Source organism: Rhizobium redzepovicii, assembly GCF_019793435.1.
Taxonomy (GTDB): domain Bacteria; phylum Pseudomonadota; class Alphaproteobacteria; order Rhizobiales; family Rhizobiaceae; genus Rhizobium; species Rhizobium redzepovicii.
This window is the reverse complement of the sequence record NZ_JAILYH010000015.1, coordinates 106,353-120,142: the sequence shown is the minus strand read 5'-3', so window position 1 is coordinate 120,142 and position 13,790 is coordinate 106,353. Positions and strand designations below refer to the sequence as shown.

The following is a 13,790-nucleotide window of genomic DNA, read 5'->3' as shown; positions in this document are numbered from 1 at the left end:
TGCCCCCGCGGCCGGATAAGGAGGCTTATTCATGAAGGTCATGATCGTTGAAGATGAGAATATTATCGCTCTGGAGCTGGAACGCATTGCGCAAGAGGCTGGACACCAGACTGTCGGGCCGCTTTCGACGGTGGAGCAAGCTCTCGCCTACGCTCCGAGAAGCGATGTAGCGCTCGTCGATCTCAGCCTTTCCGACGGGCTGAGCGGCGCCCAGCTTGCGCGCCGGCTGATCGATCGCTTCGGCGTGGACGTTATTTTCGTGACCGGTAGTCCCGAGAGTGTCGGCAACGGTATCGCTGGAGCGCTCGACGTGATCTCCAAGCCTTTCACCGACGAAAGGATTGTCAGCGCGCTCTCGCGAGCAGAGGCGGCCCGACGCAAAGATTTTGACAGCAGCAGGGCAGCGATCTGATAAAAAGGAGATTGACGTCGTGCACGTCGCTGGACCCTTCCAGGGAGATCATCCGGATGAGGCACATACTCCTTGCCATTCTCTTCACCCTCACGGCCTGCGCCAACGCGGAAGGCCCTCAACCTCTTTCGGGTAGCCTGACCTATGGCGGAAAGGTCGTTCACTCACCCTATCGACCGGGGACTGTGGTCAAAAATACCTTTCTCGGCCAATTCGGTTATCGTGTATTCGAGACCTATGTGGTTCAACCGGATGGCACACTCAAGCTTACGTCGCAGAGCACAGGCCCGGATTTCCTCTGGCAATGAAGGGGGCCTCGGCTGCGGTCGCGCAGCGAAGGAGCACCTCGGCGACGAGTTTCATCGTGGCGTCCGGCGTGATCTCAAGCGGCGCGCTCAGGCTGTTATCAATTCGCTCGCCGCTTTCGCTTTCATTCCTGCACATTTGAATGTTGCACTGCGGCAAAATTTTCGTCTATACCCCAGGCATTCACCACGGACCCGGTGAGACCCCGGGTGGCTCTTCTGGCCGCCGATCCGCCAGACAACGCAAACCTGCACGCCATCACGCGACCGCTCGGCAGAGCGTGTCGGGCCATGCTTTGCGAGACTCCATCCCATGCTGCTTTCCTCTATCCGTCGCGATTGGGCCGCCAATCCCATGCGCGAAATGCTTGCCGGGGCGGTGGCGACCTTCGCCCTGATCCCCGAGGTCATCGCCTTTTCATTCGTGGCGGGGGTCGATCCAGAAGTCGGCCTGTTCGCCTCCTTCGTCATCGGCATCGTCATTGCGTTTACCGGCGGGCGCCCGGCGATGATTTCAGCGGCGGCCGGGTCGGTCGCACTGGTGGCGGCACCGCTGGTGCACGCCCATGGACTGCCCTATCTGTTCGCGGCCGGGCTGCTGGCGGGGCTGCTGCAGATCGGGTTCGGCCTGCTGCGGCTCGGCGTGCTGATGCGCTTCGTCTCCAAATCCGTGCGCACCGGTTTCGTCAATGCGCTTGCCATCCTGATCTTTGCCGCGCAGATGCCGCACATTATCGGCGCCGGCTGGATGGAATATGCCGTGCTGGGCGCCGGGCTTGCGATCATCTATCTGACGCCGCGGATCACTACGGCGATCCCGTCGCCGCTGATCTGCGTCCTGATCCTGACCGTCGCCTCGGTGTCTTCAGGGCTTCCCGTTCTCACCGTCGCCGATCTCGGCAGGCTGCCGGATTCGCTTCCGGTGTTCGCCTTGCCGGCGGTGCCGCTGACGCTGGAAACCCTGCGGATCATCGCCGGCCCCGCACTGGCCATCGCCATGGTCGGGCTGCTGGAATCGATGATGACCGCGAGCGTCGTCGACGATCTGACGGATACGCCGAGTTCGAAAAACCGCGAATGCACCGGTCTCGGTCTCGCCAATGCGGCCGCGAGCCTGTTCGGCGGCATCGCCGGCTGCGGCATGATCGGCCAGACGGTGAGCAACGTGAAATATGGCGGGCGCGGCCGGCTCTCGACGCTGTTTGCCGGCGCGTTCCTGCTGATCCTGATGGTGCTCCTGAAGCCATGGGTTTCCGAGGTTCCGGTCGCGGCGCTGGTGGCGATCATGGTGATGGTCTCGATCGACACCTTCGACTGGTCGTCGCTGCGGGCCGTGGTGGTCCATCCTCGGATGTCGAGCGCCGTCATGGTGGCGACCGTCGTGGTCACCGTCTTCACCGCCAATCTGGCGCTGGGCGTGACGGTCGGGGTGCTGCTCAGTGGCGTGTTCTTCACCTTCAAGGTCGCCCGCCTGCTGCGCATCGATGTCGCGCCCGATCAATCCGCCGGACGGCGCGCCTATCGCGTGTCGGGCCAAGTGTTTTTTGCTTCCGCCGATGTCTTCGTCGACGCCTTCGACGTTCAGGACGCGATCGGCAAGACCGTGCTGATCGACGTCTCCGAGGCGCATTTCTGGGATATCACCGCCGTCGCAGCGCTCGACAAGGTCGTGCAGCGATTCAAGGCACATGGCATCGCCGTTGAGGTCGCAGGCCTCAATCAGGCGAGTGCAACCTTGATAGAAAGCCTCGACGGCAAGGTGGTGCTGAAGGAAGTGTAACGGGGCTACCGCTATATGATGGCGAAGTCGTCGCTGCCATCGGCTCCCGCGTTCAACCGTCTGGCGGCGAGTTCGATAAAGGTCTTGACCAGAGGCGGCAGGTGCCGGCTGCTCGGATAGACGACGTGCAGGCCGCCGACTGGGGTCGTGTAGCCGTCGAGAACGCGGCACAGCTGCCCATCCCTGATATAGGCGTTTGCGACCCCATGGGGCAGTCGGGCGATGCCGTAACCGGCGATCGCCGCGGCCATGACCGCCTGCATTTCATTGGCGGCGAAGCGCCCCGAGACCGGGATCGTTTCCTGTCCGTGCGGGCCTTCGAGCAGCCATTGCGCATGGGTGGATTGGCCGGCGATAACGCAGTCGTGGCGGACGAGATCTGCCGGGCGATCGGGCGCGCCGCAGCGGGCGAGATAGTCGGGGCTCGCGCAGAGCAAGCGATGGGTAGAGCCGAGCTTGCGGGCGATCAGCGTCGAATCCTCCAGAATGCCGGTGCGGAAGGCGAGGTCTATTCCGTTTTCGACGAGATTCAGCCTGTCGTCGGTCAGCCGCAATTCGACCCTCGACTTCGGGTAGGTCGTCAGAAGGTCGAAGATCGCGTCCTGCAGGAAGTGGCCGCCGAAGCCGACCGGCGCCGATATGCGGATCGTGCCGGCGGGCTCCGCCCTTGCCTCCGCAAGACGCAGGTTGGCGCCTTCGATCGTGCGGAGCGCCTGGCTGCTTTCCTCGTAATAGAGGCGGCCGGCATCCGTCGGGCTGAGGCTGCGGGTCGTGCGCTGCAGCAGGCGCAGGCCGAGTTCGCGCTCGAGAGCGGCAATGCGTCGGCTGACTGTTGTCTTCGGCATGCCGAGCAAGCGCGCCGCGGCGGTGAAGCTGCCGGCCTCGATGACGCGGGCGAAGATCATGATATCGTTGAGGTCGAGCATTGTAGCCTGATATGGTACGATGTTTCCCAATTATAGGCCATTATGGTCCAATGCAACAGGCCCTAACTTTGCTCCATCAGTCACAAGCAAGGAGCAGACAGATGAACAACACACGAAACGTTCTGGTTGCCGGCGCCACCGGCCAGCAGGGCGGCGCGGTCGTTCGCGCCCTGATCGCGAGGGGACACCGTGTCAAGGCGATCTCACGCAAGCCGGACAGCGATGGCGCAAAGCGGCTGGCCGCGGCTGGGGTCGAGGTCGTCGCCGGCGATCTCAACGATGGCGCATCCGTGGCGAGGGCGGTTGAGGGCGTCGATACGATGTTCCTGATGGGCAATAGCTACGAGGCCGGGACGGAGGCGGAAACGCGCCAGGGCATCACCGTGGCCGATGCGGCAAAGGCCGCCGGCATCGGTCACCTGATCTATTCCTCCGTTGGCGATGCGGACAAGAAAACCGGCATTCCGCATTTCGACAGCAAGTACCTCGTCGAAAAGCATATCGCAGGCCTCGGCATTCCCTATACGATCAGCGCGCCCGTCGCCTTCATGGAAAATACGGTGGCGCCCTGGGCGATCGACGGGTTGCGCCAGGGCGTCTACGCCGCTGCCCTGCCGCCGACCCGCCCGCTGCAGCAGATCACCATCAAGGACATCGGCGCTTTCGTTGCAGCACTGGCCGAGCGGCGCGAACAGGTGTTCGGCAAGCGTTTCGATATTGCCGGTGACGAATTGTCTGGCGAGCAGCAGGTGAAGATCCTGTCCGAGACGCTCGATCGGCCGATACGCTACCAGGAGTTGCCGATCGCCGCCATGCGGCAGCAGAGCGAGGACGCGGCGCTGATGTTCGAATGGTTCGACCGCACCGGCTACGACGCCGACATCGCTGCCCTGCGCCGCGATTTCCCTGATGTCGGCTGGCACAGCTATGCCGATTGGGCGCGGGGCTTCGACTGGAGCGTTCTCGCCAAGGCATCCGCCTGATACACTCCCCGTCGTCCCCGGCCTGAACCGGGGACGACGGGGAGCCTGACCCGCCTTGCGCAAGGCGACGGATCGCTCGGCTCCAAGGCGATAGACCATCGTTGTTGAAGAGGGAGGTTTCGATGCCGTCGAGTTTCAATGTCGAAAGTGCGGATGGTTATGAGCGGCTGATGGGGCGCTGGAGCAAGAGGCTGGCGCCGCTGCTGATCGATTTTGCCGGTCTTGCGAATGGCGACCGCGTGCTCGATGTCGGCTGCGGCACCGGCAGCCTGACCTTCACGCTGGCGGGAAGACCGGGCTTGAAGGAGATCGCCGCGATCGATTATTCGCCGGTTTTTGTCGAGGTGGCGACACGGCGCAATACCGATCCGCGGATCGCGATCCGGCAGGCGGATGCCTGCGCGCTGCCCTTTGAGGATAACCGCTTCGACCGGGCGATCTCGCTGCTCGTGCTGCATTTCGTGCCGGAGGCGGGCAAGGCTGTTTCGGAAATGGCCCGCGTCGTGCGCCCGGGCGGTGTGGTTGCTGCCGCCGTCTGGGACCATTACGGCGGCATGCCGGTCATGCGGATGATGTGGGACACGGCTGTCATGCTCGACGAGGACGCGCTGCCGCTGCGTCGCAAATACTGCTTCCAGCCGATGATGCGGCCGGGGGAGATGAAGCAGAGTTTTGTCAGTCAAGGCCTCGTCGACGTCGAGGAGACGTCGCTGCTGATCCGGATGGAATACGGCTCCTTCGAGGACTATTGGGGGCCGATCGCCGCTGGCGAGGGGCCGCTCGGCAAATATGTCGCCGGGCTGGACCCGGCCAAGCGAAAGGCAGTCGATGCGGCCGTCAGGGCGGCATATGAAGCCGGCGAGCCGGATGGGCCGCGGTCGTTTGCGTCGGTGGCGTGGGCGTGCCGGGGCAGGGTTGTTTGAGTGACGTTGCGGATGCTCCGAGGCTCCTCATCCGAAGGGCGAGACGGGTGCTCCGGCGGCTGATGGATGCAAGAAGCAATGTTGCGGCGCGTACTTCGAGGCTCCGCCCTGTCGGGCTGCGGACCTCAGCATGAGGGGGATTGGTGGGTGCCGCCCCGCGGACAAGGAGCGCCGGGAGGTGCTCCCGCCACCGGACCGCCGCTCTTAATCACGACAAACGTGATGGAACTCGGTCAGCATCGCTGCCGTTGTTTCCGCTGTCTCCGATTGCGAATGTGCTTTCCCGCAACCGCAGCCCTGACAGCCGCAACCCGCCCGTTTTGGGCACCCCTTCCGACGGCATCCGGAATTGCCCGCCTCGCCGCCGCTTTCGGACGGAGGAATATCAGATGTCCGCTTTGGAAAGCCTGCGCCGGCTGACGCCGCAGCAGCGTAACACCGTCATCGCCAGCTATCTCGGCTGGACGCTCGACGCCTTCGATTTCTTCATTCTCGTCTTCGTTCTTAAATATATCGCCGAGGAATTCCATACCGACGTCCCCGCCGTCTCGGTGGCGATCTTCCTGACGCTCGCCATGCGGGCGCTCGGCGCACTGATCTTCGGACTGGCGGCCGATCGATACGGCCGGCGCATCACGCTGATGGCCGACGTGCTGCTCTATTCGCTGTTCGAATTCCTCACCGGCTTTTCCACCGGCCTCACCATGTTCCTGGTTCTCCGAGCACTCTATGGCATTGCTATGGGCGGTGAGTGGGGCGTCGGCGCCTCGCTGGTCATGGAGACGGTGCCGGAGGAAAGCCGCGGCATCGTCTCAGGCATCCTGCAGGCGGGTTATCCCTCGGGCTATCTGATCGCCTCGATCGTGTTCTTCCTGCTCTTTCCCGTCATCGGCTGGCGCGGCATGTTCTTCATCGGCGCGGCTCCGGCGCTGCTCGTGCTCTACATCCGGCGGAATGTCGAGGAGAGTCCCGCCTTTCTGAGACGGCAGGCCGAGGGGCGCCCGCCGTTCTTGACAGTGCTGCGCGAAAATATCCCGCTGTTCATCTGGGCGGTGCTCTTGATGACGGCGTTCAACTTTTTCAGCCACGGCACGCAGGATATCTACCCGACCTTCCTCGAAAGCCAGCGCAACTATTCGAGCTATACGGTTGGCGCCATTGCCATCGTCTACAATATCGGCGCGATCTGCGGCGGGCTGTTCTTCGGGGCGCTGTCGCAGCGGATCGGCCGCAAGCGGGCGATCGTCACTGCCGCGCTGATCGCCGTGCCGGTGGCCCCGCTCTGGGCCTATGCGCCGGGGCCGGTGCTGCTCGCCATCGGTGCTTTCCTCATTCATTTCTTCGTGCAGGGCGCCTGGGGCATCGTGCCGGTGCATCTGAACGAGCTGTCGCCGGACGAGGTGCGCGGCACCTTCCCGGGCTTCGCCTATCAGCTCGGCAACCTGCTGGCCTCCGGCAATGCGACGCTGCAGGCGGGCCTCGCCGCTCGCTGGGATGGCGATTACGCCTATGCGCTGCTGATCGTCGCGGCGGTGGTGGCGCTCGCCGTCGCCCTGCTCGCCGGCTTTGGCTACGAGAAAAAGGATGTGCGCTTCGGCATGGAGGAAGCCAAGGAGCCGCATGGCGCGATGCGAATCTAGCGCTGCCGGCGGTTACAGAGGCCGGCGGCTGATGTCGCCGGTCTTTGCTCATGGCCTACCGGCCATGGCCAGTGCTGGAAAACGTGCCGCCGGCTATCCGCCTCGTCTCTGCCGCATGAGACGATCGGTCCGAGCCTCGGGGGCTTGCCGTCGAATGGCGGCGTGCTAGGTAGAGCTCGCCGGTATCGAACCGGATCGACCGTTTCCTCCACAGCCCGAGTTACTCCATGTCCTTTTCTCCCGCCGCCCTTTGGCCTGTCATCATGCTGTTTGCCTCCAACATCTTCATGACCTTTGCCTGGTATGGCCATCTCAAGCACAAGAGCAGCGCCATCTTCCTTGCCATCCTCGTCAGCTGGGGCATCGCCTTCTTCGAATATTGCCTGGCAGTGCCGGCCAACCGTATCGGCTCGGCGGTCTATACGACGGCGCAGTTGAAGACGATGCAGGAGGTGATCACGCTGTTGGTCTTTGCCGGCTTTTCGATCTTTTGGCTCGGCGAGAACCTGACCTGGAATCACGCGATCGGCTTTGCGCTTATCGCAATTGGAGCATCCTTCATCTTTCGGGCGTAAATTGTAGTTTTTTCAACAGATTACAAATCGTCCATGTCTGGATATCGCCACATTTCCTACAGATTGCCGTCGCAATCGGCTGGCAGCCTGTCACTCTTTATTGATCAGGAGTTGACCGGCCATGAGCCTCTCTTTCCCGACGATGGCTGCGATCCGGTTCGGCTATGGGTTCCGGCCGGGCGAGACGCCGCCGCAGAACAAGGACGAGCTGATCGGTCAGCTCGGCAAGGGCGTGGCGGCGACGCCGGACTTTCCGCTCGGCGGTCCCGACATGCGCCATCGCGCGATCCTCAGCCTGCAGGAGCAGCTGAGGCAGATCCGCGAGGACGCCAAGACGGTGACCGACGACCCGGCGCGGCGCGAGATGCGAAAGGGCGTGCAGCACCAGGCGCAGCAGCAGTTCCAGCATGATGCGAACCTGCGGCTGATGCAGGCGGTGCTGTCGCCCTACGGCTTCTACGAGCGGCTTTCGACCTTCTGGAACGATCATTTCTCCACCAGCGCCAATAAGAGCCTGCCGATGCGCCTCATCGTGCCGCTCTATGAGACCGAGGCGATCCGGCCGTTTATCGCAGGCAAGTTCGGTGATCTGTTGCGCAGCGCCACGGCCCATCCGGCCATGCTGATCTATCTCGACCAGGCGGATTCGCTCGGGCCGGATTCGGCCGGCGGTATCAAGCGCAACAAGGGGCTGAACGAAAATCTCGGCCGCGAACTGCTGGAGTTGCACACGCTCGGCGCCGGCAGCGGCTACAGCCAGGCCGATGTGACGGCGGCGGCCATGGTGCTAACGGGGCTCACCATCGACCGCAAGGAGATGGACATCGCCTTTCGGCCGAATATTTCCGAGCCCGGCCTGCATGAGGTGCTCGGCGTCAGCTATGGCGGGCGCAAGCGCTCGCGAGACGATTATCTCGATATGCTCGACGATCTTTCCGTCCATCCGAAGACGGCGGCGCATATCAGCCGCAAGCTGGCAGTGCATTTCGTCTCCGACCAGCCCGACGAGGGCATGGTGTCCAACATGGCGACCATCTGGAAGAAGACGGATGGCGATCTCACCGCCGTCTACACCGCCATGCTCGACCATCCCGCCGCCTGGCAGAACGAGGGCGCCAAGGCGCGACAGCCCTTCGACTACGTCGTTGCGGGTCTCAGGGCGCTGAATGCGGGGCCGGTCAACGGCGTCGTCGGCAGCTTCCTGGCGGCAAACCAGCAGGGCACTGAGGAGGGTGACATGGCGACCAATACGCCCGGCATGGTGGGATCGCCTGTGACCACGGATCCTGCCGGCGAGGCGAGGGACAAGCGTCTCAAGGCCTTCCGGACGGCGCGGGCGCTGGGGCAGGGGGCACTGAAGCGCATGGGACAGCCGACCTGGCTGCCGCCGAGCCCAGCCGGCTTCGAGGAAGGTTTTTCCGCCTGGATCACAGGCAGCCAGCTCGCCGAGCGACTGGCTTGGGCAAGACGCGCTTCTGCACAGTTCGGCCGCGACGAGGATCCGCGCGAATTCCTGAAGTCGACGCTTGCCGATGCTGCGCGCGACGAGACGATCCGCGTGGTGTCGCAGGCGCCGAACAAGATCAGCGGCCTGACGCTGGTGCTGGCATCGCCTGAATTCAACCGCCGATAGGAGACTTTCGCCATGACACTGTCGATGAACCGGATCTCGCTTTCCCGCCGCGGTTTTCTGACCTCAGCCTGCTGTCTCGCTGCCGCTCCCGTCTTCACCCCGGTCACCTTCGCGGCGATGCCGGGTGACAACCGCTTCGTCACCATCGTGCTGCGCGGCGCGATGGATGGGCTGGATCTGGTGCAGCCCTATGGCGATGCCGGCTTTGCCGCGCTCCGGCCGACCTTGGCGCTGACGCCCGATACAGGGCTTCTCGACCTCGATGGACATTTCGGTCTTAATCCCGCCGCCGCCGATCTGATGCCGCTGTGGAAGAGCCGGGAACTCGCCTTCGTGCAGGCGGTGTCGACGCCCTATCGCGACCAGCGCAGCCATTTCGACGGTCAGGATATGCTGGAATCGGGCGGTGAACATGTCGCCGAGGAAAAGACCGGCTGGCTGAACCGGGCACTTGCGGTCATTCCGCGCTCGGATGCGCGCAAGGCAATCGACGTCAATACCTCGACCGAGCTGATCCTCTCCGGGCCGAACGACGTCGATGTCTGGGCGTCGGATTCCAATCTGGCGCCGGCGCGCGACGAGATGCAGTTCCTGGTGCGGCTCTATGCCGGCGATCCGCCGTTTGCCGCGGCACTTGCCGAGGCGACGCGGGCCGACGCCGCCTTGATGATGGTCGAGCCGGATGGCCAGCGCGGCGAGAAGGTTGCCGATGTGGCGGCGCTCGCCGCCAACATGCTGAAGGGCGATTACCGCATCGCCAGTTTCTCGATCACCGGCTGGGATACGCATATCGGCCAGGCCAGCCAGTTCAAGCGGCCGGCACAGGATCTCGTCCAGGCGATCAACACGTTGAAGACGACGCTCGGGCCTGAGATCTGGTCAAAGACCGTGGTGCTCGCCATGACAGAATTTGGACGCACCGCCCGCCAGAACGGCTCCGCCGGCACCGACCACGGTACCGGTGGCTGTGCGCTGCTGGCGGGCGGCGCGATCAACGGCGGCCGTATTCTCGGCAAGTGGCCCGGCATCGGCGACGGCCAGCTGCTCGACGACCGCGACCTGATGCCGACCGCCGACGTGCGCGAGGTGGCGGCGGCGATGCTCTATCGGCTGTTCGATGTCGGGGTGGACGATCTGACGGGGAAGATCTTTCCGGGTTTGGGGTTTGATAAGGGATCGCAGTTTTTGAGAGGGTGAATGGGCTGCTCTCTGTTCTCCCCAGCGGGGAGAAGGTGGCCCGAAGGGTCGGATGAGGGGGCCGCGCGGTACGCCATTCATTGCCCTTCGCTTGCGCTCCGCGCATTCGCGGCCTTGCCGCTCACCCCCTCATCTGGCCTGACGGGCATCTTCTCCCCGCTGGGGAGAAGAGGGAGCAAGCCGCTGCCCGGCCCTTCGCTTGGGCTCAGGGCGTTCGTCGCTGCAATCGATTCACTGGATCGATTGCTCGGGCCGCTCCCGATCGCTCCTCACCCCAGCACATCATAGAGCCGGAAGATGAAACTGACCTGATAGACCAGGTTGGCGATGATGAAGCCGGTGTGGAAGCGGCGGTTGGGGGTCCAGGCGGCGAGGACGCACAGCAGGATGTAGACGATGTTGCGGGCGGGATATTCCCAGCCGAGCGAGAGGATGCGTTCCGGCCCCTTGATCGCCGTGTCGAGGATATCGACGGCATAGATCAGGCCGAGGATGCCGAAGAACCATTTGCGCCGGGAAATGAAATACTCCTCGTAGCCGCCATATTCATCGAGGCTCGCCGGGAAGAGCAGGGCGCAGAGCAGGAAGAACAGGCTGCAGAAGCAGACGAGGAAGAGATAGATGCCGAAGCCGATCGCAGGCACGGCCTGCAGGCGATATTCCCACCACCAGATGTGAATGATGAAGAGGAACAGGGAGAGCGCCCAGCCGAGATGGACGGCATAGACTTTCGCCTTGCCGGGATGCTGGACGATGCCGGCAACGCCGGTCAGCAGCCTGGCAAGCGAAAGGCTGATGACCATGCCCATCACCACCTTGATGTGAAGGAAGACTTCCGGCGCGCTGACCGTTTCCATGCCTTATCCCTCGGTTTCGAGAGTGTTACTCCTCGGGGACGGCCTTCGGTTTGCCCTCTTCGTCGAGCGCCACCATGATGAATGTGGCGGCGGTAACCTTCTCCATCTTGGCGTAACGGGCACGATGCGCCCAAGCTTCGACGATCAGCGTGATCGAGGTGCGGCCGACGCGCTCGATGTCGGTATAGACCGACAGCGTGTCGCCGATTTTGACCGGCAGTTCGAAGGCCATCTCCTTGACGGCGGCAGTGACGACGCGGCCCCTGGCGCGCTCGGCGGCGCGGATACCCGATGCAAGGTCCATCTGCGCCATGACCCAGCCGCCGAAGATATCGCCGGCCGGGTTGGCATCACCCGGCATGGCGAGCGTGCGCAGCGTCAGTTCGCCTCTCGGCTTGGCGGCATCGGTCATCAAGGGTTCTCCATCTGGTGCGGGTCATGGACCGGCGATTCACTGATGAGTACCCTAGTGCAAAGGCTGGAGGCTGTAAAAGACTGCCGGACCAGATCCTTGGGGTAGACGGCGGCCGAAAGATGCCGAACCGGGCACCGATCCAAATTCCATTCAATTTCAATTGGTTGAATATTAAAGCCAATACCTCCCTTACGTTATTTAATTGTCTTCTAATCAAACTTTACGCTCCAGTAATTCTGATGGGCCAGTATGTGAACGATTTCACATAGAAGACTCGCCGGGAACCTCATGCGCAACATCAAGATTTCCACACGCCTTTACTGCCTCGTCGGCTTCACGCTTGCCGTGCTCGCAGCAACGATGGTGTTCTTTCTGAACTATTCCTATTCCGAGCTTCAAGCGGAGCGGAAGGCGGGGTTGGAGAAGATGGAGGCGACGGCGATCGGCATCTTCGACAAATATTACAAGATGGAGCAGGCGGGCACGATGACCCGCGAGCAGGCTCAGGCAGCCGCCAAAGACGTGATCGGCGCGATGCGCTACGGCGCCGACGGCTATTTCTGGATCAACGACATGCATCCCACCATGGTGATGCATCCGATCAAGCCGGCACTGAATGGCACCGACATTTCGCAGATGAAGGATCCGAACGGCAAGTTCCTGTTCGTCGAATTCGTCAACAAGGTGAAGAAGGACGGCAAGGGCTTCGTCGACTATTACTGGCCGAAGCCGGGCGCCGACGAGCCGGTGTTGAAATATTCCTATGTCGCCGGCTTCGAGCCCTGGGGCTGGATCGTCGGTACCGGCGTCTATGCCGACGACCTTGCCGCCCTCTATCGCCAGAATGCGATCTGGGCGGCGGTGCTCTGCCTGCTCGGTGCGGCCGCCACGATTGCCATCGCCTATGCCATCGTGCGCAGCGTCACCGTGCCGATCGCCCGGCTGAAGACGGCAATGAATGCGATCGCCGCCGAGGAAGCATCGGTGGAGATCGCCGGCAGCGATCGTCGCGACGAAATCGGCCAGATGGCCAAGGCGCTGCTGGTGCTGCGCGATTCCGTCGACGAGCGCAGCGCGCTGCGCGGCCGGGAAGACGAAAGGCAGCGGCAGATCGAGGACGAGCGCCGCGGCAACGAGGCGAGCCTGCGTTCGGCTTCCGAGCGGCAGACACTCGCGATGCAGGCGCTCGGCGTCGGCCTGGAAAAGCTTGCGGGCGGCGACCTGACGGTTGCGATCGGCGATATCGGCGAGGATTACGCCAAGCTGAGGGGTGACTTCAACGCCGCCGTCGATGCGCTGAACGGCGTCATCCACGCGATCGCCGAATCGAGCCGCGTCGTCAACGACAGCGCTTCCGATATCAGCGAAGCAACCGGCAACCTGTCGAAGCGGACGGAACAGCAGGCGGCGGCCCTTGAAGAGACGGCGGCAGCGCTCGACGAGATCACCGCCACGGTCAAGACGGCATCCGAGCGGGCGAACGAGGCGCGCGAGATGGTGGCCGAGACCAAGGCGAGCGCCGGACGCTCCGGCGAGATCGTCCGCAATGCGGTAACGGCGATGGGCCGGATCGAGGAATCTTCGAGCCGGATCAACCAGATCATCTCGGTTATCGACGAGATCGCCTTTCAAACGAACCTGCTGGCGCTCAATGCCGGCGTCGAGGCGGCGCGGGCAGGCGAGGCGGGCCGCGGCTTTGCCGTCGTCGCGCAGGAAGTGCGCGAACTCGCCCAGCGTTCGGCCAATGCGGCTAAGGAGATCAAGGAACTGATCAGCCGGTCGGCGACGGAGGTCGAGGGCGGGGTGGCACTGGTGCGCTCGACAGGCGAGGCGCTGCTGGAGATCGAGTCGCTGGTCAACAAGGTCAACGACCACGTCGCGTCGATCGCTACGGCGGCACGCGAGCAGTCGACCGGGCTGAACGAGATCAACGGCTCCGTCAACCATATGGATCAGATGACGCAGCAGAATGCCGCAATGGTCGAGGAGACGACGGCGGCAAGCCGCACGCTGGCCGACGAAAGTACCCAGCTGGAGACGCTTCTTTCGAATTTCCGGCTGCGCGGAGCAGGGCAATCGCCTGGAGCCCGGTACACACGGGCAGCGTGAGTTAAACGACAGATCAAAGGCCGCGAAAGCGGCCT

At 63.3% G+C, this 13,790-nt stretch carries 13 protein-coding genes and 1 other annotated feature; of the genes, 10 read left to right on the top strand and 3 right to left on the bottom strand.

The features are described from left to right. The first annotated feature begins 31 nt into the window (after positions 1-31). The 3 genes from K6N12_RS23330 (at position 32) to K6N12_RS23320 (ending at position 2,497) form a co-directional block, all read left to right on the top strand. Positions 32-412, top strand: a complete 381-nt coding sequence (locus K6N12_RS23330) for a response regulator (RefSeq protein ID WP_097625865.1) — start codon at positions 32-34, stop codon at positions 410-412. 56 nt (positions 413-468) lie between these two features. Beyond that, positions 469-720 (top strand): hypothetical protein, encoded by a 252-nt coding sequence (locus K6N12_RS23325; protein WP_097625864.1) that lies wholly within the window; start codon positions 469-471, stop codon positions 718-720. 185 nt (positions 721-905) lie between these two features. Next, positions 906-961 (top strand) — a sequence feature (sul1 is cis-regulatory element that is thought to sense ions involved in sulfur or methionine metabolism; They are found in Alphaproteobacteria). Positions 962-1,030: 69 nt separating this feature from the next. After that, entirely contained in the window at positions 1,031-2,497 is a 1,467-nt protein-coding gene (locus tag K6N12_RS23320) for a SulP family inorganic anion transporter (RefSeq protein WP_097625863.1), read from the top strand. An 11-nt stretch (positions 2,498-2,508) separates the two neighbouring features. On the opposite strand, the gene K6N12_RS23315 is transcribed toward K6N12_RS23320, so the two are convergent. After that, complete coding sequence (locus tag K6N12_RS23315) at positions 2,509-3,423, bottom strand: LysR family transcriptional regulator (RefSeq protein WP_097625862.1); 915 nt, start codon at positions 3,421-3,423, stop codon at positions 2,509-2,511. Between the two features lie 101 nt (positions 3,424-3,524). Between K6N12_RS23315 and K6N12_RS23310 the strand changes: the two genes are divergently transcribed. From K6N12_RS23310 to K6N12_RS23285, 6 genes are all read left to right on the top strand, one after another. After that, positions 3,525-4,406, top strand: coding sequence for an NmrA/HSCARG family protein (locus tag K6N12_RS23310; RefSeq protein ID WP_097625861.1), 882 nt, complete (start codon positions 3,525-3,527; stop codon positions 4,404-4,406). Positions 4,407-4,528: 122 nt separating this feature from the next. Continuing rightward, the gene (locus K6N12_RS23305; protein WP_097625860.1) at positions 4,529-5,329 is read left to right on the top strand and encodes a class I SAM-dependent methyltransferase; all 801 of its coding nucleotides are present in this window, start codon (positions 4,529-4,531) and stop codon (positions 5,327-5,329) included. Positions 5,330-5,718: 389 nt separating this feature from the next. After that, the gene (locus K6N12_RS23300; RefSeq protein ID WP_222148978.1) at positions 5,719-6,969 is read left to right on the top strand and encodes an MFS transporter; all 1,251 of its coding nucleotides are present in this window, start codon (positions 5,719-5,721) and stop codon (positions 6,967-6,969) included. Between the two features lie 227 nt (positions 6,970-7,196). After that, positions 7,197-7,544, top strand: coding sequence for a DMT family protein (locus tag K6N12_RS23295; protein ID WP_097625858.1), 348 nt, complete (start codon positions 7,197-7,199; stop codon positions 7,542-7,544). Positions 7,545-7,665: 121 nt separating this feature from the next. Beyond that, positions 7,666-9,177: a DUF1800 domain-containing protein gene (locus tag K6N12_RS23290; protein WP_097625857.1), complete on the top strand. Its 1,512-nt coding sequence runs from the start codon at positions 7,666-7,668 to the stop codon at positions 9,175-9,177. 12 nt (positions 9,178-9,189) lie between these two features. After that, entirely contained in the window at positions 9,190-10,374 is a 1,185-nt protein-coding gene (locus K6N12_RS23285; protein WP_097625856.1) for a DUF1501 domain-containing protein, read from the top strand. A gap of 269 nt (positions 10,375-10,643) precedes the next feature. Here the strand turns inward: K6N12_RS23285 and K6N12_RS23280 are convergent, their stop codons facing one another. Together K6N12_RS23280 and K6N12_RS23275 are read right to left on the bottom strand one after the other, a co-directional pair. Then, positions 10,644-11,231, bottom strand: a complete 588-nt coding sequence (locus K6N12_RS23280; RefSeq protein ID WP_097625855.1) for a hypothetical protein — start codon at positions 11,229-11,231, stop codon at positions 10,644-10,646. A gap of 25 nt (positions 11,232-11,256) precedes the next feature. Continuing rightward, on the bottom strand, positions 11,257-11,643 hold the full coding sequence (locus tag K6N12_RS23275; protein WP_097625854.1) for an acyl-CoA thioesterase: 387 nt from the start codon (positions 11,641-11,643) through the stop codon (positions 11,257-11,259). A 291-nt stretch (positions 11,644-11,934) separates the two neighbouring features. Between K6N12_RS23275 and K6N12_RS23270 the strand changes: the two genes are divergently transcribed. Next, complete coding sequence (locus K6N12_RS23270; RefSeq protein WP_097625853.1) at positions 11,935-13,755, top strand: methyl-accepting chemotaxis protein; 1,821 nt, start codon at positions 11,935-11,937, stop codon at positions 13,753-13,755. Positions 13,756-13,790: the final 35 nt, after the last annotated feature.